Source organism: Pseudomonas fluorescens (assembly GCF_005938625.1).
GTDB lineage: Bacteria > Pseudomonadota > Gammaproteobacteria > Pseudomonadales > Pseudomonadaceae > Aquipseudomonas > Aquipseudomonas fluorescens_BD.
In genome coordinates this window covers 1-22,363 of record NZ_VCNJ01000043.1, presented here as the reverse complement: position 1 = coordinate 22,363, position 22,363 = coordinate 1, and the positions used below count along the sequence as shown (strand labels likewise).

The window sequence follows — 22,363 nt, the reverse complement described above, 5'->3', positions numbered from 1 at the left end:
GTTGATCGTTCCCACGCTCTGCGTGGGAATGCCTCTAGGGACGCTCCGCGTCCAGTGACGCGGAGCGTCACGGGCTGCATTCCCACGCCGGAGCGTGGGAACGATCAGTGCGGGGGTGTTAGCCAAGGCCGCGTTCGGCGAGGAATTTGGCGATGTAATCGATGAAGGCAACAACCTTGGCCGTGGCCCGGCGATGACTCGGGTACACCGCGAGAATGTGCGGGCCAAAGGTATCCGGATCGATCTCGTAATCGGCCATGACCCGCACCAGTCGCCCGTCGGCAATGTACGGCGCGGCGCTCCACAGCGGCGTGTGCAGCAAACCGCGCCCGGCCAGGGCACTGGCCAGCAACAAATCATAATTGTCACTGCGCAACAACGGCGCCGTAGGTTGTGCCAGACTCAAACGCTGGCCGTCACGCTCGGCCCACCAGAATTCGCGGCTGAGCAACGGGTGTTGATACAGCAGCCATTCATGCTGCTCAAGGGTTTGCGGGTTCACCGGCAAATCCTTGCGCGCCAGGTACTCCGGGCTGCCACATAAGGCCAGACGATTGCTGCCAACCACCCGCGCAATCAGCCCCGGCAAATCATCGTGGCCCTCACGCAGCGCCAGGTCGTAGCCACTTTCCAGCAGATTGACGAAAGCATCGCACAAGTCCACTTGCAGGCTGATCTGCGGGTATTGCTGCAAAAAGCCGTCACACACCTCATCGAGAAACGCCCGGCCATACGCCAGCGGCGCAGTGATTTTCAGGCTGCCGCGCAAGCCATGCTGCAACTGCTCGATTTCCTCGCTGGCCTCGTCCAGCCGCTGCAACACCAGCCGCGCGGTTTCCAGGTACACCCGGCCGATTTCGGTCAACAGAATCCGCCGCGTACTGCGCTCGAACAGTCGCGCCCCCAATTCGGATTCCAGGTGATTGACCGCTTTCGTCAGTGCCGAAGGGGTCTTGCCCAATTGCTCGGCGGCGCGGCTGAAACTGCCGAGCTGCGCGGTGACCACGAACATTTTCAATGCACCCAACTTGTCCATGCTTTTTCCATTCAGGCAAAAACGTTTTTCGTGAGGGAGGCGTTCTGTCGGCCGGTGTCAGCCACTAATCTCGCCATCAGACGCAATAACAAGGAAATCTTCAATGAAAAGATTCATCCCGAGTCTGTTGGTAGTCGCTGTAAGTTTTGCCTCGATGGAAGCCATGGCCGCCGCCGATCTGATCCTGCTCAACGGCAAGATTTTCACCGCCGATCGTACTCAACCGAAGGTGCAAGCGCTGGCCGTGGAGAACGGCAAAGTGCTGAAAGTCGGTACCGACGCACAGATCAAAGCCTTGATCGAACCCGGCACAAAGGTCATCGACCTCAAGGGCAAAGCGCTGATGCCCGGCCTGATCGACAGCCATTCCCACGCAATTTTCGGCGGTCTGGAAATGGTCTCGGCGAACATGGAGGACGAAGTCGTCGACCTCGACGAACTGCAAAAGCGTCTGCGTAACTGGCGTGCAGACGGCAAGGCCAAGCATGGCGACGTGCTGAGCATTGCCGGGATGAGTTCGGCTTATTGGGCGCAAGCCGAGGCGTTGGGCAAAACCTTCAACAGCGGCGAATGGGCCAGTGTGCCGGTGGTGTTCATCGGCAGCGACCACCACACGGCGTGGGCCAACAATGTGATGCTCAAGCGCGCCGGGATTGATGCGGCCCTGCTGAAAACCCTGCCCGATGCGGAAAAAGACACCATCGGCAAACTGGCCAGCGGCGAGCCCAACGGCTTTGTCGTCGACGCCGGTTGGGACCGGGTCGCCTCGAAAATGCCGGTGCCAAGCCCCGCCGACATGTTGAACGCTGCCAAATCCGCAGTGCGCTACAACAACAGCCTCGGCATCACCGCGTGGATGGACCCGGCCGCCAACGCTGCGCCGGGCGAAGCGGTGTTCGCGCTCAAGCCGACCGAAAAAACCGTCGGCGTGCTGCCGGCCTATAAAGCCCTCTCGCAAAGCGGCGACATGAGCGTGCACGTCGCGGCGCTGCTGGTGGCCAACCCGAAAAGCGTGCCCGCCGATCTCGATACGCTGGACAAGGTGCGCCAGCAATTTCAGGGCATCCCCAACCTGACATTGCCCGGGATCAAGATCTTCGCCGACGGCGTGATCGAATTCCCGGCGCAGAGCGCGGCGATGATCGACCCGTACAGCAATTCGCACAAACAGGGCGAACTGCTGATCGATCCGCAGCATTTCGGCGAACTGGTCAGCGCCATCGACCAGCGCGGCTGGCTGGTGCACATCCACGCCATCGGCGACCGCGCCGTGCGTGAATCGCTGAACGGCATCGCTCAGGCACGCAAGGATCGCCAGAGTGGCGTGACCCACTCGATCACTCACCTGCAAATGGTCAACCCGAAAGAGTTCGCCCGCTTCAAACCGCTCAACGTGATCGCCTCGATGCAGTTGCTGTGGGCCAGCGCCGACGACTACACCACCGACATGATCAAGCCCTACGTCAGCGCCCTCGCCTTTCGCTATCAGTATCCGGCGCATTCGCTGCTGAAACAGGGCGCGACGATTGCCGGCGCCAGTGACTGGCCGGTGTCGACGCCGAACCCGTTCAACGCCATGGCGCAGGCGATCACGCGCGTCGGACCGTTGGGCGTGCTCAATGCCGACGAGCGTCTGGATCGCGACACGATGTTCTATGCCTACACCGTCAACGCGGCGCGCACGATTGGCCTGGAGAAACAGATCGGCTCGCTGACACCGGGCAAGCAGGCGGACTTTATCGTGCTCGATCGCGACGTGTTCAGCGTCGACAACAAAGCCCTGCATGACACCCAGGTCCTGCAAACCTGGTTCGGCGGCCGTCAGGTCTACACCGCCACCCAATAACAACGCGTTTCCCCTGTAGGAGCTGCCGAAGGCTGCGATCTTTTGACTTTGATTTTAAAAACCAAGATCAAAAGATCGTCCGATCGCGGCCCGAACCTTCGGCAGCTCCTACAGGTTTACCTCCTGCCCCCATAACAATCACAACATCGGGACTTCACATGAAAGCCTTGCCCCTGTTCGCCTTGAGTTTCTTGAGCGTGCTGCCGTTGAGCAGCTTCGCGATCCCTTTGAACGATGACTTTGCGCTGGTGGTAGACCTGAATCTGGCCAGCGATTACCGCACCCGTGGCATCTCGCAAACCCAGAATGACCCTGCCGTGCAGGCAGGTCTGACCCTCGCGCACAGCAGCGGTCTGTACCTTGGCGCATGGAGTTCCAACGTCGATTTCGGCGACGGGCTGAAGACACGCCAGGAGGTCGATTACTACGGCGGCTGGCTGTGGCAGGCGACCGAGGAGGTCAGCCTCGATCTGGGCTATATCAAGTACGCCTACCCCAAGGAAAGCCAGTTCAACCAGAGCGAGGTCTACGGGATTCTCGGGGTTTATGGGGTGAAACTGGCGGCGTATTACTCCAGCGATGCGCCGGGGATCGATAGCAAGCAGAGTTCGCTGTACAGCTACATCGGTTATGAAACTGAATTGCCGTACGACTCGGGGTTGAAGCTGCGTTACGGCAATATGGATTTCAAGGATCCGCATTTGTACTCGGCGTCCGGCAGCGCCGAAGAGTCGTACCGCGAATGGGAGGTGAAACTCACCCACAATCTCGCTGGTGTGGTGCTGGGCCTCAGCTATATCGATACCGATCTTTCACAGAGCCAGTGCCTGAGCAACTGGGGCTTCAAAGACGTCTGCACCGCGACCGTCGTCGCCAGCGTCAGCAAATCCTTCTGAACCCAGCATTCCCACTGTAGGAGCTGCCGCAGGCTGCGATCTTTTGATGTTGTTTTTAAGGGTCAAGATCACAAGATCGCAGCCTGCGGCAGCTCCTACAGGGTTTGAGTTCGACTTGTTACAGGATGTTTACGGAATTTTTACTAATGTTCTTCTACTGTTACACGCGCAACCGTGTGTGTTTTCTATTCGAGTAGAGGAAAAATGCGAATGGCTTTGGGCAACGGACTGCGTTTACCGTCCATCACTCCTACCCGGCTGGTACTGCTGTTTTCCCTGGCGCTGGTGGCGTTGTACAACCTGGCGACCTGGAAGGCGCTGGCCACACTGATCACCCTGCAAGGCGCGCACAAAGTGGCGTTCTTTGCTTCGTTCGGGCTGTTTTTGTGGGCGGCGATCACCCTGCTGCTGACCCTGGTGTCGTTTCGCTGGACACTGAAACCGGCGCTCACCGTGGTCGCCCTGCTCTCGGCCTGCGCCGCGTACTTCATGAACGAATACGGCATCACCATCGACACGGTGATGATTCAGAACGTCTTCGAAACCAACCCCGCCGAAGCCACCGCGCTGTTCAACGGCAAGCTGCTGACTTACCTGCTGTTGCTCGGTGTGTTGCCGGCGGCGTTGATCTGGCGTTGGCCGGTGAGTTATCGGCCGTTCTTTCGCGGTCTGCTCAACAAGGTGCTGGTGATCATCGCCTGTGTGCTGGTGATCGCCGCGTCGGTGGGCGCGTTCTATTCGACCTACGCGCCGATCTTTCGCGAAGAAGACAAGCTCACCCACTTCATCAACCCGACCAATTACATCTACGCGATCAGCAAGTACACCAAGCAACGCCTGGGCATCAAAAAGCACTTTGTGGTGCAGGCCATCGGCGAAGACGCGGTGATGAGCGCCAAGGCCGCCAGCCGCGAGAAGAAATCACTGATGGTGTTTGTGGTCGGTGAAACGGCGCGGGCCGATCACTTCTCGCTGAACGGATATGAACGGGAGACAAATCCCGAACTGAGCAAACTCGACATCCTCAATTTCACCCAGGTGCACTCCTGCGGCACGTCGACGGCGGTGTCGGTGCCGTGCATGTTCTCGATGTTCCCGCGTGAGGATTACAGCGACAAGAAAGGCAAAACCTACGAAGGCCTGCTCGACATCCTCCAGCGCGCCGGCGTGCAGGTACTGTGGCTGGACAACAACAGCGACTGCAAAGGCACCTGCCTGCGCGTGCCGCATCGCGACATTTCGAAGAATCAGCCGGGGCCGTTCTGCGATGGCAACAACTGCCTCGACGAAGCACTGCTGGCCGATCTGCAAAGCTACATCGACAGCCTCAAGGGCCACGCGATCATCGTCCTGCACGCCGACGGCAGCCACGGCCCCGAGTACTACGAGCGCTACCCGAACGACATGGAGCGCTTCAAACCGATCTGCCACACCAACCAGTTGGGCAGCTGCAGCCGCGATGAACTGGTGAACGTGTACGACAACACGATTCTCTACACCGACCATTTCCTCGCCAAGGTCATCGAATTGCTCAAACGCAATCAGGATTCGCTGGATACCTCGATGGTGTATGTCTCCGATCACGGTGAATCGCTGGGCGAGAATGGCCTGTATCTGCATGCAGCGCCGTATGCGCTGGCACCTGAAGCGCAGACCCATGTGCCGATGGTGATGTGGTTCGGCAATCGCACGCTCGCCAGTGAGGGGATTGATCGCGGTTGCCTGCAAGGCAAGACCGGGCAGGCGAATTTGAGCCACGACAACCTGTTTCACTCGGTGCTGGGGTTGTTTGAGGTGAAGACCTCGGTGTATCAGCCGGGGCTGGATATTTTTCATGGCTGCCGACCGTCGATGACAGCGGCGCAATAACCCGACTTGCTGATTGGCAATGATCAATGTAGGAGCTGCCGAAGGCTGCGATCTTTTGATGTTGATTGTTAAAAACAGGATCAAAAGATCGCAGCCTTCGGCAGCTCCTACAGGGATTGTCATAGGTTTGCCAGATAGGCCCACGGGTAAATGCCGCGCTGGTGGCCGTCGCTGAACACCAGTTGCACGCCGTAGCCCTGGGGGTTGAGTTCGATCAGGCGCACGCGATCATCCACCTGGGGAGTCAGGCCTTTCAGGCGAAACGCGCGGCATTGCGAACATGGACACTGGCGGCGCAGTTCGGCGTGGTTGAGCTGTTGTTCGCGGCCGTTCGGCCAGCTCAAACGCAGAGTGCCCTCGCTTTGCGAATTCCCCACCGATAGCGGGTTCATTGCAGCTGACTCAAGGCGATGCGCACGGCTTTGCGCACTTCCGGGTCGCCGTCATCCTGCGCGGCCTGCAACGCGGCCACAGCGCCGCGATCATTCAACTCGCCCAAAGCCAGAGCGGCTTCCTTGCGCAGGTTGCTGATGCGATGGCCGAGGGTGTCGATCAAGGCGTCCAGTGCCGCGGCGAACCGCAAACGGCCGAGACTGCGAGTAGCGCGCAGGCGCACTTGCCAGTAATCGTCGCTCAAAGCTTCGACCAGCGCCGGGCCCGCGTCAATGTGGCCGACCTTGCCCAACGTCGTCGCGGCTTCTTCGCGCACTTGCCAGGCGTTGTCCTGCAAAGCCTGGCGCAGGGCCGGCAAAACCTCAGCGCTGGAGGCCAGGCCCAGGGATCCAGTGGCAGCGCGGCGCACTTCGGTGTCCGGATCATCGCTGGCCAATCGCGCAAGGGCTGGCAGTGCGTCGAGTTGCTTGAGCCAGCCGAGCACGCCGACGGCTTCGCGACGGACATTGGCGTCGGCATCGTTCAATGCAGCGACGGCAGCCGGTGCAGCGTCGGCGAAACGCAGTTCACGCAAGGCGCGAAACGCGGCGATGCGCACGCTGACGTCAGCGTGATCGGTCCACGGCAAAATCACCTGCCCCGCCGCTTCAGTCTTGAGCAGACTCAAGCTCTGCGCAGCAGCGGATTGCACGGCGGGCGACGAGTCGGTCAGCGCCTCGCACAAGGCCTGCACAACGTCTTCATCCTCCCAGGCCTCCAGCAAACGCGCGGCTTCAGCGCGGACGTCTTCGGCGGGATCCTGCCCTAGGCGATCGACCAGCCAAAGCAAGCCATCAGGCTCTTCCAGATCCGCCAGATCAATCAGCGCAATACGCCGCACACCAGCATCTTCAGCAGTCAGCCGAGGTTGCAGGGCAAGGATTTCATCGTTATCGGTGACAGCAAAAATAGAGGTCATAGGGCAAATCGCGGCAAAGGGTTTTCAGGAGGCAGACCGAGCGGATTGAGGCGCGGCAGCGGTCGGTCATCGTCGTGACGCAACAGGTCGAGGCAGTGGCGCTTGAGGCGCGAGAACTCAGGGCTGGTGACCAGCTCGCTGGTGCGTGGCCGGGCGAAATCCAGACGCAAATCTTCGATGATTCGCCCCGGCCTCGCGCTCATCACCAGCAAGCGATCGGCGAGGAACAGCGCCTCGTCGATGTCATGGGTAACGAAGACCACGGTGGTGCGGATGCGCGTCCAGATGTCCAGCAGCAGTTCCTGCATGTTCAATCGGGTCAAGGCATCCAGCGCGCCGAACGGCTCATCCATCAGCAACAGGCGCGGGCGATTGACCAGCACTCGGGCGATTTCCACCCGTTGCTGCATGCCGCCGGAAAGTTGATCGGGCCAGCGTTCGGCGAAGCCTTCGAGGCCGACCAGTTTGAGGATATCGTCGGCGGCGCGATGACGTTCGGCCTTGCCGATGCCACGCATTTTCAGGCCGAAGGCGACGTTGTCACGCACCGTGCGCCAAGGAAACAGCGTGTGGTGCTGGAACACCATGCCGCGCTGCGGTGACGGACCGGACACCGCCGCGCCATCGACTTTCAGGCTGCCGGCATGCGCGTTCAGATGCCCGGCCAAGGCACCGAGCAAGGTCGACTTGCCGCAACCGGACGGACCAAGAATGCACACGAACTGGCCCGGTTCGATCTGGCAATCGAGTTCCCGTACCGCTTCGAACGCTTCACTTCCTTGGCCGAGGACGATGGACAATTGGCGAATATCGATCCGCCCTTCCGGGGTTTGCATCGCGCTCATCAGGCTTTTCCTCGCGGTCGATGCCAGGGCGTGAACAACCCGCCCAGACGTTTGATCAGCAGACTGCTGCCCATGCCCAACACGCCGATCAGCAGCATGCCGACGACGATGTCGGCGTAGTTCTGAATCGTGTAGGACTCCCAGGTGTAGTAACCGATGCCGAACTGACCGGAGATCATTTCCGCCGTGATCAGACAGAACCACGAAGTGCCCATGCCGATCGCCAGCCCCGTGATGATGCTTGGCGCGGCGCCGGGCAGGATCACCTCCAGCAGAATCGCGCGGCGCCCTGCCCCGAGGCTTTTCGCCGAGGCGATCAGACGCGGGTCGACGCCTTCGACGCCGTGCACGGTGTTGAGCAGGATCGGGAACAATGCACCGGTGAAGGTAATGAAGACCATCGACAATTCAGAGGACGGGAACATCAGGATCGCCAGTGGAATCCAGGCGACGGCGGGGATCGGGCGCAGGACTTCGAGCGGTGGCAGCAGCAGGTCTTCGGCCCATTTCGAGCGGCCGATGGCTAGACCGAGGGCGATGCCGATGATTAGCGCCGCAATATAGCCGGCGAAGACGCGGCTGAGGCTGGCGGTCAGGTGTTGCAGGAGCTTGCCGGAATCGCCCAGGCCCAGCGCCGCTTCGATCACCGCGATGGGTGTTGGCACGTTAGCGAAGGTGACCAGGCCGAGGTTCCAGTGGTGGCTGGCGGCGAGTTGCCAGAACAGCAGGCAGAGCAGCAAGGATGCGGCTCTTGATGTCCAGCGGATGGGTGTTTTCATGGAGCGGGTTTCCAGTTGTGGAGCTGTGGTGTGGCTGATATTTACCCCCCCTCACCCCAGCCCTCTCCCCCCAAGGGGGGCGAGGGGGAAAGGGAGCCGATCTTCGTTGCTTGCAAACCTGAGTTCGGCCCGAAAGGGAGCCGATTTTCATGGTTTTCAAACCTGGGTTCGGCTCGATATAGAACCGATCTTCATGCTTTTCAAAACCTGAGTTCGGCTCGATAGATTCTTTTCAAAACCTGAGCTCAACTCGGTATTTCAGGTCGGCGTACCTCGCCCAAACACCTCGGTCAGTCCCCTCTCCCTCCGGGAGAGGGCTAGGGTGAGGGGCTTTTGATCTTCATCAACGGGCAGCGACGGCTTGGGTAGTGGCATCGGTGAAATCGAAGACTTTGCCACCCTGCGTCGAGGCAAATTGCTGGGCCTGACCCTTGAGCAAAAACGCGCTCAGACGCCCTTTCGCATCACTGGCAAACCACGCCTGTTCGGCGAGCAACTTGATCCCGCTGTCATTGGCCTGCGCATACACCGCACGGACGTTTTTGCCTTCCTGCTTCAACGCGGCGAGCGCGGTGAAGGCCTCTTCCGCCGAGGCGTACTGGCGCACCTTGTCCTCACCGCGTACCCAGATTTCGGCGACATGGCTGAAGTCGGTGATTGCTTTACCGGTTGCGGCATTCGTGGCTTTTAGCGGCGTCTGCGCGTAGTTGGCCAGTTGAGCGGTGTAATCCAGACCCGACGCCTTGAACGCCGCACGAATGTATTGATCGTCAATAAACGTATTCAGATCGAGCCCGCGATCAGCCTTCTTCAGCAACTTCAACGTATCGATTGCCGTGCCTACTGCCTGACGATATTCAGGCTTCCAGCTCAGGTCGCGGGTCTGCACGCCAAGCGGGCCGTGGAACAGGTAATTCACCTCAGCATCGACACCGGTGACTTTGGCGATCAGCTCGCTGTACTTCTCAGGCTCGGCAGCGAGCAGTTGATTGGCCTCGATACTCGCTCGCAGATAAGCGACAACAATCTCCGGGTACTTCTTCGCATAGGCCTGATCCACCAGTGCACCATGGAACGTCGGCGCATTGGCCTGGGCACCGTCGTAGATCTTGCGTGCGAAGCCTCGGCTCGGGAACAGTTCGGCGAACGGCACGAAATCGGCGTGGGCGTCGATCTTGCCGGCCTGCAACGCGGAGCCGGCAACTTCTGGCGGCTGGGCGATGATGTTGACATCCTTGAGCGGATCCCAGCCCTGCGCCGCCACGGCACGCAGCAACATGCCGTGGGCCGTGGAAGCGAATGGCACGGAAATGGTCTTGCCCTTGAGCTCGCTCAGCGCCTGCACGCCGGACGCGCTCGGCACGACGATGCCGTTGCCGCTGCCCTTGATACTCCCCGACAACACGCTGATGAACAGGCTGTGCTTGCCGGCGGTTTCGAACGCAACACCGTTGAACGCACCTGGGAAATCGGCCATGGCGCCAAAGTCGAGTTTGCCGGCGACCATCTCGTTGGTCAGCGGTGCGCCGCTGGTGAAGTTCTTCCACTGCACGTCGTACTTGGCGTCTTTGTAGGCGCCGTCGTGGGGCAGGTATTTGTCGAGCAGGCCGAGTTCACGAATCAACAGTCCGCCAGCGGCGCAGTTGATAGTGGTGTCCTGGGTGCCGATGGCGATACGGATGGTTTCGGCGGAGGCCGACAAGGTAAACGAAGCCAGTACCAGACCGGCGATTGCTGCACGCAACATGAGTGTTTCCCCTCGAATCATTTATTGGATGTTCGTCTCCGCCGCGATCAGGGCGCGGTGGGAAACGAGGGGTTATCGGTGAATCCAGCGTCCGGGGTTGTCGGATGGCTTTGGGTTGTCTGGGGTGGCCTCTTCGCGAGCAGGCTCGCTCCCACATTTCGATCGGGTCTCAACGTAGGAGATAGGGGATGTCGACTTTGACGGCTCCCGTCGGGCAATCCTTCTCGCACGGCATGCAGTACCAACATTCATCGAACGCCATGTAGGCCTTCTGCGTCGCCGGATTGATCGCCAGCAAGTCCATCGGGCAAACGTCGACACACACGGTGCAGCCCTTTTCAGCAATGCATTTGTCCTCGTCCACGGTGACGGGGGCGTTGGAGCGGAAGAAGATTTCCTGAGCTTGATAGGCCATGGTTCGGACTCTTTGATTTATTGATGCATCAAGCGGCAAAAGCGCCGACCCGCAAACGGTCATAAGCCTGCATTTCTTCGGCATCGAGCGGGATGATGTAAGGCTCGACGGCTTTCTTGAAACTGGTCATCTGCCCGTCATCGCCCTTCTTCAGATGGCAATGGCAGAACCACTCGCTGTCATTGCGCTGCGGATGGTCGACGCGATAGTGGTACAGACCCCAGCGGCTTTCGGCGCGGAACAACGAGGCGCGGGCGGCCATTTCGGCGCAGTCGCGAATCACGCTGGTTTCCATCGCGCGCATCAGTTCGTGGGCGTTGTTGGCCTTCATCTGCTCGAGATCGCGTTCGATGTCGCTGAAGCGTTGCAGGCCGATCTGCATCTTCTTGGTCACTTTTGGCGGTTGCAGATAGTCGTTAACGAAGCGCCGCAACTTGTACTCGACCTGCGCCGGCGGCAGACCGTGTTCGCGATCCAGCGGTGCGTAGACCCGGGCTTTTTCCTTCTCGATCTGCGCGGCATCCAACGCGGAAAACTCGCGACCGGCGACGAAATCGGCGGCGTTGTGTCCGGCAAACCAGCCGTAGGTGAATGCACCAAGCATGTAGTTGTGCGGCACCGCAGCCATGTCACCCGCCGAATACAAACCCTTCACCGAGGTCTCGGCACGCTCATTGACCCACACGCCGGACGCCGAGTGGCCGCTGCAAAAACCGATTTCGGAAATGTGCATCTCGACCATCTGCGTGCGGTAGTCAGTGCCGCGATTGGCGTGGAACTGGCCGCGACTCGGGCGCTCGTTGCTGTGCAGAATTTCCTCGATGTTCTGGATGGTTTCCTCGGCGAGGTGATCGAGTTTGAGGAACACCGGACCGTTGCCGCTCTCCAGTTCCTGGTGGAACTCCCACATCATCTGCCCGCTCCAGTAGTCGCACTCGATGAAGCGTTCGCCCTTGTTGTTGGCGGTGTAGCCGCCCAACGGGCCGGTGACGTAGGCGCAGGCCGGGCCGTTGTAATCCTTGATCAGCGGGTTGATCTGGAAGCATTCGAGGTTGGCCAGTTCGGCGCCGGCGTGATAGGCCATCGCGTAACCGTCGCCAGCGTTGGTCGGGTTTTCGTAAGTGCCCATCAGGTAGCCCGACGACGGCAGACCGAGGCGCCCGGCAGCGCCACAGGCGAGGATCACCGCTTTGGCTTTGATTACATGGAAGTCGGCGGTGCGGCAGTCGAAGCCCATCACCCCGTTGACAGTGCCCTCCTCGTCAGTCAGCAACCGCGTGCAAACGAGGCGGTTGGTGATGCTCACTCGGGCACGCTTCAACTGGCGATAAAGGACCTTTTTGATGTCGTGCCCTTCCGGCATCGGCAGCACGTAGGCGCCCATGTGGTGGACTTTTTTCACCGCGTAATCGCCGGTTTCGTCCTTCTCGAATTTCACGCCCCAGCGATCAAGCTGTTCGATGGTCTCGAAGCTGTGCGTCGCGTAGGCGTACACCGCTGCCTGATTGACGATGCCGTCGTTGGCGATGGTGATTTCCTTGGTGTACTGCTCGGGCGTCGAGTGGCCTGGGATGATCGCGTTGTTCAGGCCGTCCATGCCCATGCTGATCGCGCCGCTGCGTTTGACGTTGGCCTTGTCGACCAGCAACACGCGCAGATCGCGGTTCTTTTCCTTGGCCTTGATCGCGGCCATCGGCCCGGCAGTGCCGCCGCCGATGACGACGATGTCGTATTCCTGTTCGAGCACGTTGCGGGTCATGCCTGCTCCCCTTTTTGCCGGTCGATCCGCAGGCGGTACTGGAACGCATCGCCACGGTAATAAAGGTGTTCGAAGTCCAGCGGCTGACCTTGTGCATCGTGGGTCAGACGCTCGATGCGCATGATCGGCGAGCCGGCTTCGACGTTCAGCGCCTGGGTCAGGTCGCTGTCAGCCAGCACCGCGTCGATAGCCAAATCCGCATGGCCGAGGGCGATGCCGCAGTCGTTTTCGAGGATCAGGAAGATGTCGCGGGTGACCAGATCGGCCTTCTCCAGGCGCTCGCCGATGGCTTTGGGCAGGTAGGTGATTTCCAGCGAAATCGGCTCGCGGTTGATCAGACGCACGCGTTTGATCTGCGCGACGATCTCGCCTTCGGCGACTTGCAAACGCTCGGCAACGCGCTTGTCGGCGGGGATGAATTTGAAGCTGCGCAGGCGGTTGATCACCTCATAGCCACGCCCGGTCATGGACTCGGCGAGGCCTTGCAGGCTGCTGACGTTCTGGAAGGTTTTCGGCTTGGCGACGAAGGTGCCTTTGCCGTGGATCTTGAAGATCAGGCCTTCTTTTTGCAGATCGCCCAAGGCTTGGCGCACGGTAATGCGGCTGACTTTGAACAGCGCACCGAGTTCGCTTTCGGAGGGCATCTGGCTGTCTTGCGGGTATTCACCGTCGAGAATGCGCGCACGCAGGACATCGCGCAGTTGGGTGTGCAGCGGGACGCTGCTAAGGGAGAGAACGTTATCGGTCATCACGGGATCACTTGTTATAACGAGTTATGACGTGATCTTAGAGTTGTTATGACAAGGTTGAGAAATACCGAATGGGCATAACCTTAGATGCAGGACACACGCGATTCCCTGTGGGAGCGAGCTTGCTCGCGAAGGCGGTGTATCAGTCACCAAATTATTGACTGACAGGACGCTTTCGCGAGCAAGCTCGCTCCCACAGGGGACGGTGTACGCATGGAGGATCAATGGCGCTTGAGGATCTGGTCCATGACCCAATCGGTCTTGAGCGCTTGTTCGGCGACGGCGGGATGTTGTGAACCACCACGAATATGCGCATTCATGCCCAGCACGTGATGCCACTGAATATGTTCATGATGGGGGATTTCCAGGCTAATGATTTCATCGGCATGCAATTGCACGGGATGCTCATCAAACACCGAAAAACTGATTCGCCCGAGACTGCCAATGATCTCGACCCGATCCTCACGCCGATCCGCGACAAAGCTCCAGCAACCCATGCCGAGCGCCCCGGAGGCGAATCGCCAACTGGCGCTGACCGCGTCTTCCGCCGCATACAACCCGGCCTGACGCGCGGTAAAACCGGCGACCTCGACAATGTCGCCGAGCAGGTACTGGAACAGGTCAAAACCATGGCTGGCCAGATCGGCAAAGTAGCCACCACCGGCCACCGCCGGATCAGTACGCCAGTTGTCGAGACCGTCCAGATCCGCCGGTGACGGCGCTTTGGTCAGCGTCCAGCTCAGATGCCGAACGTCACCAATGCGCCCCTGCTCCAACCATTGCCGCACCTGCGCAAAGCGCGGCAACGAACGGCGGTAGTAGGAAACGAACAAGTGCAAACCAGCCTTGGCAAACGCCTGCTGCATGTCGCGGCTCTGCCCGGCATTCAGCGCCATCGGTTTTTCGACGCAGCAATGCTTGCCGGCGGCCGCGACTTTCAGGCTGTAGACGTGATGGCTGTCAGGTGGTGTGGCGATGTACACCGCGTCCACCTCAGGATCGTTGATCAGCGCATCGACGTCGGTGTAGACGCGGTCAATGCCGTGGCGCGCGGCGTAGTCGGTCACCGCCTCAAGACGTCGGCCCATCACCGCCACCAACGCCGAACCTTGCGCCTTGTAGAAGGCCGGCCCGCTCTTGCGTTCAGCGACGCTGCCACAACCGATCATGCCCCAGCGCACCACGTTCATTTTTCTTCCTTCAGCCGATGCGCAAGGCGCGCAGATCGAGGTGACCGTCCTTCAGCGGCGGGCACCAGTAGTAGCCGCCGGTGATAGGGCGGCTGATGCGATAGAGGCCATCGGTGATGCCGTCTTCCAGGCCGCTCATGCGCCGCAGTTGTGCTTCGAAGGCATCCAGCGAGAAGCCGAAAGCGAGGAACATCAAACCGGCACGATCACCTTCGATCCACGGCATCGAGCGGCGCACGACGAAGGCTTCCGGCGCAAAGCTTTCCTGCGCGGTGCGTTTGACGTGGGCGGAGACTGGCGCGTCGTCGATTTCTTCGTTGTCGCTCAGGCGACGGCCCATGATGTTGTCTTTGTCCTCGGCGGACAGCTTGTGGAAACCCTTGAGGTCGTGCTGCCACTGCTGGATCGCGGCGAAGCTGCCACCGACCATGCCGTCGGTGCCGGCGCTTTGCAGAGCGGCGGCGACGGCAGCTTCGTCGTGGGGGTTTTCGGTGCCGTCTTCGTAACCGGTCAGGTCGTGGCCGTCCTTGTGGCGGAAGGCTTCCTGCATCTCGATCAGACGCAGGGCCGGGGCCAGTGCGGCTTCGAGGGCGTTGCAGCGGTTGAGCAGTTCACCGCGGTCGACGCCGTGCAGCCAGACCCACAGCGCGTGCTGGGTCGACGGGTTCTCGACGCTAACGCCGGTCAGCGCCGGGAAGCTGCGCAGGCCGTCGATCTGCACGTTGAGAGCCTTGGCCAGGGATTCGCCGAAACCGACCACCGCCGACTTGCCGTCCACCTGATTCAGCAGATTGTCGATCGCCTGCGGCAGGGCTTCCACCGACTCAAGGGCGAAAAACAGGTGACGTGCTTGCGCAGGAACTGGGGTGGCGAGAATGCCCGGCTGGTAGTAACTCATGTGAACTCCTTGGGAAAGTGCGCGGGAGTTTACCTGTGGCCGGAGGGTTTGTGGGGGTTTGGATGGAAGTCAAAAGCCCCTCACCCTAGCCCTCTCCCGGGGGGAGAGGGAACTGATTCGGGGATATTCGAAATCTACACCGACTTGAACGTGCATCGGTGAATCCATAATTTCAGGTCGATGCATGACTCAAGACACCTCGATCGGCCTCAATCTCTCAAGTCCCTAATCGACGCATTCGTTCAGGTCGATGTAACCCGCAAGACACCTCGGTCGGCCTCAATCTCTCAAGTCCGTAATCGACGCAATCTTTCAGGTCGATGTAACCCGCAAGACACCTCGGTCGGCCCCCTCTCCCTCTGGGAGAGGGCTGGGGTGAGGGTTGGCGTAATTGCGCCAGGCACTCGGGCTCAGCCCCGTCCAGCGCTTGAACGCCCGGCGAAAACTGCGCACATCGCTGTAGCCCACCTCTTCGGTAATCCGCTCGATCGGCATATCCGGATTGGCCAGCAAACTCAGGGTCCGCGCCTGCCGCACCTGCTCCAACAGCGCCTCGAACGTCAGCGCATGCTCAGTCAAGCGCCGGCGCAAGGTGCGGCTGCTCATGTTCAAATCGCCCGCAATCTTTTCAATGTGACTGCCACTCCTCAGATCCCGCGCAATCGCCCGCTCCACAGCCTGAATCAAATCAAGTTTCTGATGCACCTGCGCCGCTTCCAGCTCCAGCAACGCAACGGCCTGACGCAACGCCAGTGAATGATGATTGGGCAGGTTCACATCCAGCCATTGCGCATCGATCAGCATGCGATTGTGCAGGCAACCGAAGCGCACCTCCGGCCCGAGCAGGCGGTGGTATTCGCTGAGGTAATCCGGCGCGGCATGCACGAACTCCACGGCAATCGCTTTGAACTCAGTCCCGACCAGTGCACGGCCATACACCAGCAGACTGGCGAAAAACTCCTCGACCGCAAACACCTGCACATCAGCGAACGGCAGACGACATTCAGCATCGAGATGCACCTGAGCGCCGACCACATCGACGCTGGACACCACGATGCCGCCCGAAGTGTGTTGATGACGAATCCCGAGCGCGAAGGCATCGCGCAAGGTCTTGCACAACGACAGCACATGCCCGAGCAGACCCAGGGTGCCGAGTACATTCTGCGCGCCGACCCACAATCCCAAACCCTGATTGGGCAGCACTTTGAGTGCGCGCTGAATCATCGCCACCGCCTGACGATAGGAAATCCGCTGCGCCGGATCCTGCAGATCCTCAAGAGTAAAACCCAGCCCACGGCACAGGCTCTGAGGATCGATGCCCTTGTTCTGCGCGACTTCAGCGAGGGTTTGCAAAAGAAATGGCGAGACCAGCGCCAATTCAAAGGTCGGGTCTTGGACTTTTACGTTCATGGGGGCTGACTTTCCGGATCACGCTTGATTGTTATTTTTGTAACCGGTTATGTCGAAGGAAGTTAGCACAGGGTTGGCCGACTGTCCGCAGAAGTCCCCCTTACTGTCCGCCAATACCCTGCCCCGCCGGGCGCCAAGCGCTTATTTCTATAGTGCCGGGCGTACTGCGTGCCGGCGTTGCGCCCCAAACACAATAATAATGAGGACGGATATGCAACCGAACCGCGCGACATTGCCCCTGCGCCTGACCCTTTCCTTGCTGGGCTGCACCGTGACCGTACCGGCGTTGGCCACCGAAGCCGGCGTCGACAACATCGGCACCGGCACCGACGGTTTCTTCATGCTGCCGCTGGAAGTCGACAGCCTTCCGGAGAACATGGTCGCGTTCAACCTCTACTACAACCATTACAAATCGACCAAGCTCAACATCAGCTCACTGGGCGGCAAGGTGCCGAATGTCGAGATCGAATCCACCGCCGTGATTCCGCGTCTCGATTACTTAAGCCCGGTACGCATTTTCGGAGGACGCCTGGCCGGTTACATCGCCCAGCCGTGGTTGAAGCAGGAAGTCTCGGTGTTCGGCTTGAGCGACACCCGCGAAGGCATGGGCGATACGACATTCGCACCGATCATTCTGTGGGACATGGGCAAAAACCTGACCCTCGGCGCCGCCGTGGAGGTTACCGTGCCCACCGGTGAGTACAGCGTCGATCGGCTGGCCAATACCAGCAACAATTTCTATACCTACAAGCCGTTGTTCTCGTTCACTTGGTTGCCGACTGACAACACCGAAGTCTCGATGAAGACCACCTACAGCTTCAACGAGAAGAACAAGGACACCGACTACAAGTCGGGGCAGATCTTCCACTTCGATTATTCGGCCAGCTACAAGATCACCGACGACTTGATGCTCGGCGTCAACGGCTACTTCCTCAAGCAGACCACCGACGACAAACAGTTCGGCCACACCGTGCAGTTCGCCGGGCAGGACGTCGATGATGGTGTGCGTGGCAAGGTGTTTGCGATTGGCCCGGCGCTGCACTTCACCTTTCTCAAGTACGCCAGCGCGGAGATTCGCTGGGCCAAGGAATTTGATGTGGAGAACCGGCCGGAGGGGGAAATGTTGTGGGCGAAGGTGAGTATTCCGTACGCCTTTTGACCCTGCCAGATTGCGCTCAGAAGCGAACAGTGCTCAGACGGGCGCCCCACAAACAGACTCACCCCGCGCCTGACCGTCCGTCTGAAAACCGCTTACCCCTGTCAGATCTGACAGTAGTCAATGAGCAATCAATGGGACTAAAAGGGAATCATCCGTTTTTTTCCTTTAAGGTGGTGTTGCTCATGACTTCTTTCAGACTTTTTCGGCTTCCCCCACGCAGAGATTTATCCGTCACACCGTTGCAAATCTATCCGCTGTACATCGCTGACATGACGCAGCCGGTTGAGAATGGCGACGGCGGTATCAACCTGGCAACGTTCGAAAATTTCGAGGCTGGCATCTTCAGTATTATCGACCCTTACCCCGGGATGGGGGCTGGCGATGAAATCAAGATTTTCTGGAACAACAACGTCATCCACGAACTGAAAATCAAGCTCGAAGATGTCGATGAAAGATTGTTCTTCTTTCTCCCGACCACTGAAATCGCCCCCGGTTACTCCGAGTGTTATTGCCAGGTGACCCGTTCAGGCGAACCACTCCCTGACAATCCCTCCGCCGTATTGACGCTGTTGGTCAAATTGAATTTGCCCGCCGGCGAGGATGAGGAGCAGCATCTTCCCTGGCACTCACACCTCGACCTGGTCGGGTTGCCACAGGATGTCATCGACAATGGTGTCAGCAAAGAGTGGTCGAGCAAGGGCGTGCCCATAACCATCAAGCACTATCGGGAAATTACGGTGCGCGATGTCATCTGGGTGCGCTGGGGCAGTGTTCTTCTGACCCCGCACGTAGTTACAGAAGCCGAGGCCGACGGCACGCAAGAAATTGTCATCACTGCGTTGCCCGGTGACATCCTGACCGCCGGCGATAGCAATGCGTTGCCGATCAGGTACGAAATCCATGATGAGGTCTGGAACTGGTGCGAGAAATGGTCGAAGGAGACCACGGTTCAGGTGGATGCCGGTGCCGCTCGCCTGGACCCGGCCATTTTCGAAGATGCCGATGATGGCGAACTCCATCTCGATCAACTCGACCATCAGGCGACCAATCTGCTGATCCGGCTCGAAATCAATAAAGAATTCACCACGGGCGACACGATCGTGATCAATGTCGCCGGTGTCGGGGGCACCGGCACAGCGCCTCGCACACTGACCGAGGAAGTCACTGTCGGCACTCTGCCCTACATTCTCGAGTTCCCGATCCCTTTTGCATTCGTCAGTCTCTTCGCCACCGGGACGCTCGATGGCTCCTATGTACTGCACAAAAAAAGCGATAACTCCAAGCTCTATTCCAAGCGCACCTTCGTCAAAGTAATCGGCAACCCGGCGCTGTTGCCGGCGCCAATTATTGAGGAGGTTATCGGTGCCATTTTGCCTGGGGAAAGCAAAACAGCGACCGTGAAAATTGCCTACCCGAGCCTTAAGACCGGTGACACGATCAACCTGATCTGGGAAGGCACGAAATCAGACGGCAATGCCTATTTGCATGAGGAACCTTACGACGTCAGCAGTAACGATGAGCAGGCAGGCTTTACGTACATCTATGTGATGAACGAGCACATTCTCCCGTTGAACAACGGCAGCCTCAAACTCTATTACCGGGTGTACAACGATGATCCTGCCGACTATGGACTCAGTGAGTCTGACTTTCTGCGAGTCGAGGTACGCGCAGTGCCGGCCACTCTGCCGGCCCCCGATGTAGAGGAAGCCAAAGATGGCGTGATCGACCCGACACTGGTTTATACCCAGGCGCATGTGCTGGTCAAACCGGTCAATTGGATGAAGGACGATATCCTGACGTATCACTGGACTGGTATCTCCGCTTTCAGCTCAACCAAAGGCAGTATCCCCATCACTTTTTTGTCGATCGACAAGACCGCGCGCTTTCGGGTGGATGTCAAATACGTCTCGGCCAATATCGGCTATACGGTCACTGTCCGTTACACCCTGCTGCATGTCGCGACGGGAAAGTACAGCTATTCGGCGCCCTTCGAGGTGATGGTTGGCATCCCCGTGGGACTTTTGCCTGCGCCTACCGTTTTACAAGCACCCAACGGTTTGCTGAATCCGATGGATGCGCTCAACGGTGTCGATATCGAGTGCAGTTATCTCAGCATGGACCAAGCACTCGACACCCTCGCGCTGAAATGGCGAGGGACGCCCGGGGCCGGTACATCAGAGGATCTGGAACAACCCGCTGCACCTTCCGGCATCGTCACCTTTCACCTGCCCGCCTCGTTTGTGGGTGCCAACATTCGGCGCTCGGTTGAAGTCAGCTATGACGTACAGCGCTATGGCTTGTGGACACCTTCCGAAACGCTGCCACTGAATATCCTCGATTTCCAGGATCCGGAAAACGATCTGCCCACTCCGCGAGTGCCTCAGGCAGACAAGGCGGTTCTGGACTTGATGGAGTTTGCCGGCGACGCGAGGGTGTTGGTGAACATATGGCCATTTATTGCCAAGGGCCAGCGCGCGTGGGTCTATGTAGAGGGCGAAACCAGCACCGGCAGCTACCGGATCGATGTACTGAAAGATCATCAAATCAGTGACCAGCAAGTGGCTGGAGGACTCGACGAGTCCTTGCTCAGAAGTGAACTTTTGAAATTGCGGCACAGCTCCCCCGCCGTGGTGAAATGCAAAGTGATTTTCGACAACAGCACGGAAGAGACCGCTGCAATCGAGTTCCCCGCCCTGCCACTGACGATCCGCACACGCTATGACTATGTGACGCCGGTCATCACCAAAATCCTCAACGCACAAGAACAGGAAATTCCCGAAGCAGGGTTGACCTACGACAAGCGCGTGACGATCCATGGCACGGCGACGCGCGGTGAAAAGGTCGAGATCAGGGTCAATGGTGTTCCCAAAGGCACACCGCAAGCCACGGATCTGTGGGTGTGGGAATCTCCTGCAGACGGCCTCGTAGAAGGCCTGCAAACCGTTACGGTTAAAGCCTTGTACGACGCCGATGTACCGGACGGCAATCCACGCACATTTACCATCGGTATTGCCACGAAACCCAGTATCACGGCAGTCAATGACTCCAAAGGATCGGTCGCGCACAACGGCATAACTTACGACAGAGAAATCACCGTTGCGGTATTGGCAGATCCCGACCAGCGTGTACAGCTTTATGACGAAGCCGCTCCCATCGGCTCTCCTATCACTCTAGATGGCAAGGGCATTGGCTCGACAAAACTATCGACGCTGGCCCTGAAATCCTACGCTATCAAAGTCCGAGCCCTTTATGGTGAACAACTGGAATCCCCCGACCACAAATTTACGGTCAAACCTCACGCAGCCGTGACGCTGACATCGGTAAGGCACTCGGGAGGCGAGTTGAGTAATGGGGGGCCTACTGTCGATACGTCGGTTGTTCTGACGGGCAAGGTCACGCCTTTGTATCAAGTGCAGATTTATGATTTAGGTGCAGCCACGAATATCATCGTGACCGCCGATGCCAACGGAACCTGGACGACCCCCCAGGCGATCGGCATTGGCGAACATTCGGTGTACGCCAAGGCATTGAGTACCGAGCAGATCTCCACAACGCGAACATTTCGCAGAATCCATCCAATGAGCTTCGACACAAGTCCGGTCACATTGGGTGGCAAGACTTATATTTGTGCGGGCTACCCTAACGTGTTCCCCACTCCGAATTCCGGTAACTCGATACTGCGATCAGCCAACGGGGGAACAGGAGTCATCACTTACAGCTCCAGCAACTCTGCGGTGGCAGCAGTTGATTCCAGAGGATTTGTCACCGCCAGGGGGAGAGGCACAGCGACTATCACGGCCAGAGACACTGCCCAGCAATCCAAAAGCTTCAGCGTATCAGTGACGAACGTCATTCTCTGTTATGGCGGTGGGAATGGTGGCTGGGCGATGGCCAATGCGAACGTCGGCGCGGTCGGGGCGCGTATTCCCAGCATGGGGGAATTAAACGAAATTCATGGTGCTTATGGGGCTAACTGGCCGATGGGTAATCACCATTATTGGTCTACCGATACGGGCAGCTATTGGTGGCCATTCAGAAGTAGAAGAACCAAATATCTGGTTTGGGGCGGTGATGGCGACGCGAGAGAAAACGGGCACGCCTCGAATATTGTCGGGATTCGCTGACTTGCGGTGTGAAGTACGCTATTTGAATCGCGATTGCCCTGCTTGATGCCAAACCGGGAAATCCGTTCTCTACGCCAGAGAATGGGTTTCCGGTCGCAGGCTGGAACGCAGCGTTACCGCTCGTCTGAATTCAACGTGCACCTGTCAGATCTGACAGGTGTGCTTTCCCCGGTTTTATCCCCTAATCACTCCATCGCCCCCCATCCTCGGCAGGAGTGCCCGACATGCTCATCCAACCGCGCAAACAAATCGCTGTCCTGTCCCTGCTTGACCCGGAAATCCCCGGCGGC

Annotated in this window: 17 protein-coding genes; 5 read left to right on the top strand and 12 right to left on the bottom strand. The window is 58.9% G+C overall.

Annotation, left to right across the window (positions count from 1 at the left end):
* Window positions 1-118: 118 nt before the first annotated feature.
* Window positions 119-1,036 carry a LysR family transcriptional regulator gene (locus FGA82_RS24195; RefSeq protein WP_141129024.1) on the bottom strand — a complete coding sequence of 306 codons (918 nt, stop codon included), beginning with the start codon at window positions 1,034-1,036 and terminating at the stop codon, window positions 119-121.
* A 103-nt stretch (window positions 1,037-1,139) separates the two neighbouring features.
* Here FGA82_RS24195 and FGA82_RS24190 point away from each other — a divergent pair, with 103 nt between their 5' ends.
* The 3 genes from FGA82_RS24190 to FGA82_RS24175 all read left to right on the top strand — a co-directional run bounded on the left by FGA82_RS24190 (window position 1,140) and on the right by FGA82_RS24175 (window position 5,647).
* Window positions 1,140-2,882 carry an amidohydrolase gene (locus FGA82_RS24190; RefSeq protein ID WP_141129023.1) on the top strand — a complete coding sequence of 581 codons (1,743 nt, stop codon included), beginning with the start codon at window positions 1,140-1,142 and terminating at the stop codon, window positions 2,880-2,882.
* A gap of 158 nt (window positions 2,883-3,040) precedes the next feature.
* Complete coding sequence (locus FGA82_RS24185) at window positions 3,041-3,778, top strand: TorF family putative porin (RefSeq protein ID WP_141129022.1); 738 nt, start codon at window positions 3,041-3,043, stop codon at window positions 3,776-3,778.
* Window positions 3,779-3,988: 210 nt separating this feature from the next.
* A complete protein-coding gene (locus tag FGA82_RS24175) occupies window positions 3,989-5,647 on the top strand; it encodes a phosphoethanolamine transferase (RefSeq protein WP_141129021.1) in 1,659 nt (552 codons plus the stop codon).
* 119 nt (window positions 5,648-5,766) lie between these two features.
* Here FGA82_RS24175 and FGA82_RS24165 read toward each other — a convergent pair whose 3' ends face one another.
* The 11 genes from FGA82_RS24165 to FGA82_RS24115 form a co-directional block, all read right to left on the bottom strand.
* Window positions 5,767-6,039 (bottom strand): DUF971 domain-containing protein, encoded by a 273-nt coding sequence (locus tag FGA82_RS24165; RefSeq protein WP_141129020.1) that lies wholly within the window; start codon window positions 6,037-6,039, stop codon window positions 5,767-5,769.
* Window positions 6,036-6,998, bottom strand: coding sequence for a HEAT repeat domain-containing protein (locus FGA82_RS24160; RefSeq protein ID WP_141129019.1), 963 nt, complete (start codon window positions 6,996-6,998; stop codon window positions 6,036-6,038). The genes FGA82_RS24165 and FGA82_RS24160 overlap by 4 nt, the downstream gene beginning before the upstream one ends.
* On the bottom strand, window positions 6,995-7,843 hold the full coding sequence (locus FGA82_RS24155; protein WP_141129018.1) for an ABC transporter ATP-binding protein: 849 nt from the start codon (window positions 7,841-7,843) through the stop codon (window positions 6,995-6,997). Before FGA82_RS24155 ends, FGA82_RS24160 begins: the two co-directional genes overlap by 4 nt.
* The gene (locus tag FGA82_RS24150) at window positions 7,843-8,622 is read right to left on the bottom strand and encodes an ABC transporter permease (protein ID WP_141129017.1); all 780 of its coding nucleotides are present in this window, start codon (window positions 8,620-8,622) and stop codon (window positions 7,843-7,845) included. The genes FGA82_RS24155 and FGA82_RS24150 overlap by 1 nt, the downstream gene beginning before the upstream one ends.
* Before the next feature lie 343 nt (window positions 8,623-8,965).
* Window positions 8,966-10,390, bottom strand: coding sequence for an ABC transporter substrate-binding protein (locus FGA82_RS24145; protein WP_171057353.1), 1,425 nt, complete (start codon window positions 10,388-10,390; stop codon window positions 8,966-8,968).
* Between the two features lie 148 nt (window positions 10,391-10,538).
* A complete protein-coding gene (locus tag FGA82_RS24140) occupies window positions 10,539-10,784 on the bottom strand; it encodes a 4Fe-4S dicluster domain-containing protein (RefSeq protein WP_003225615.1) in 246 nt (81 codons plus the stop codon).
* Between the two features lie 28 nt (window positions 10,785-10,812).
* A complete protein-coding gene (locus FGA82_RS24135) occupies window positions 10,813-12,543 on the bottom strand; it encodes a fumarate reductase/succinate dehydrogenase flavoprotein subunit (RefSeq protein ID WP_034155657.1) in 1,731 nt (576 codons plus the stop codon).
* Entirely contained in the window at window positions 12,540-13,292 is a 753-nt protein-coding gene (locus FGA82_RS24130; RefSeq protein ID WP_141129015.1) for a GntR family transcriptional regulator, read from the bottom strand. The genes FGA82_RS24135 and FGA82_RS24130 overlap by 4 nt, the downstream gene beginning before the upstream one ends.
* 221 nt (window positions 13,293-13,513) lie before the next feature.
* Window positions 13,514-14,482, bottom strand: a complete 969-nt coding sequence (locus FGA82_RS24125) for a Gfo/Idh/MocA family protein (RefSeq protein ID WP_141129014.1) — start codon at window positions 14,480-14,482, stop codon at window positions 13,514-13,516.
* 10 nt (window positions 14,483-14,492) lie between these two features.
* Entirely contained in the window at window positions 14,493-15,380 is an 888-nt protein-coding gene (locus FGA82_RS24120; protein WP_141129013.1) for a Dyp-type peroxidase, read from the bottom strand.
* A 312-nt stretch (window positions 15,381-15,692) separates the two neighbouring features.
* On the bottom strand, window positions 15,693-16,790 hold the full coding sequence (locus FGA82_RS24115) for an AraC family transcriptional regulator (RefSeq protein ID WP_141129012.1): 1,098 nt from the start codon (window positions 16,788-16,790) through the stop codon (window positions 15,693-15,695).
* 211 nt (window positions 16,791-17,001) lie between these two features.
* Between FGA82_RS24115 and FGA82_RS24110 the strand changes: the two genes are divergently transcribed.
* The gene (locus tag FGA82_RS24110) at window positions 17,002-17,949 is read left to right on the top strand and encodes a SphA family protein (protein WP_141129011.1); all 948 of its coding nucleotides are present in this window, start codon (window positions 17,002-17,004) and stop codon (window positions 17,947-17,949) included.
* Window positions 17,950-18,131: 182 nt separating this feature from the next.
* Window positions 18,132-22,073: an Ig-like domain-containing protein gene (locus FGA82_RS24105; protein ID WP_249384283.1), complete on the top strand. Its 3,942-nt coding sequence runs from the start codon at window positions 18,132-18,134 to the stop codon at window positions 22,071-22,073.
* Window positions 22,074-22,363: the final 290 nt, after the last annotated feature.

Bases quoted from the DNA above. Each gene is read 5' to 3' on its own strand.
- FGA82_RS24195 (WP_141129024.1), bottom strand. From the start codon at position 1,036: ATGGACAAGTTGGGTGCATTGAAAATGTTCGTGGTCACCGCGCAGCTC.
- FGA82_RS24190 (WP_141129023.1), top strand. From the start codon at position 1,140: ATGAAAAGATTCATCCCGAGTCTGTTGGTAGTCGCTGTAAGTTTTGCC.
- FGA82_RS24185 (WP_141129022.1), top strand. From the start codon at position 3,041: ATGAAAGCCTTGCCCCTGTTCGCCTTGAGTTTCTTGAGCGTGCTGCCG.
- FGA82_RS24175 (WP_141129021.1), top strand. From the start codon at position 3,989: ATGGCTTTGGGCAACGGACTGCGTTTACCGTCCATCACTCCTACCCGG.
- FGA82_RS24165 (WP_141129020.1), bottom strand. From the start codon at position 6,039: ATGAACCCGCTATCGGTGGGGAATTCGCAAAGCGAGGGCACTCTGCGT.
- FGA82_RS24160 (WP_141129019.1), bottom strand. From the start codon at position 6,998: ATGACCTCTATTTTTGCTGTCACCGATAACGATGAAATCCTTGCCCTG.
- FGA82_RS24155 (WP_141129018.1), bottom strand. From the start codon at position 7,843: ATGAGCGCGATGCAAACCCCGGAAGGGCGGATCGATATTCGCCAATTG.
- FGA82_RS24150 (WP_141129017.1), bottom strand. From the start codon at position 8,622: ATGAAAACACCCATCCGCTGGACATCAAGAGCCGCATCCTTGCTGCTC.
- FGA82_RS24145 (WP_171057353.1), bottom strand. From the start codon at position 10,390: ATGATTCGAGGGGAAACACTCATGTTGCGTGCAGCAATCGCCGGTCTG.
- FGA82_RS24140 (WP_003225615.1), bottom strand. From the start codon at position 10,784: ATGGCCTATCAAGCTCAGGAAATCTTCTTCCGCTCCAACGCCCCCGTC.
- FGA82_RS24135 (WP_034155657.1), bottom strand. From the start codon at position 12,543: ATGACCCGCAACGTGCTCGAACAGGAATACGACATCGTCGTCATCGGC.
- FGA82_RS24130 (WP_141129015.1), bottom strand. From the start codon at position 13,292: ATGACCGATAACGTTCTCTCCCTTAGCAGCGTCCCGCTGCACACCCAA.
- FGA82_RS24125 (WP_141129014.1), bottom strand. From the start codon at position 14,482: ATGAACGTGGTGCGCTGGGGCATGATCGGTTGTGGCAGCGTCGCTGAA.
- FGA82_RS24120 (WP_141129013.1), bottom strand. From the start codon at position 15,380: ATGAGTTACTACCAGCCGGGCATTCTCGCCACCCCAGTTCCTGCGCAA.
- FGA82_RS24115 (WP_141129012.1), bottom strand. From the start codon at position 16,790: ATGAACGTAAAAGTCCAAGACCCGACCTTTGAATTGGCGCTGGTCTCG.
- FGA82_RS24110 (WP_141129011.1), top strand. From the start codon at position 17,002: ATGCAACCGAACCGCGCGACATTGCCCCTGCGCCTGACCCTTTCCTTG.
- FGA82_RS24105 (WP_249384283.1), top strand. From the start codon at position 18,132: ATGACTTCTTTCAGACTTTTTCGGCTTCCCCCACGCAGAGATTTATCC.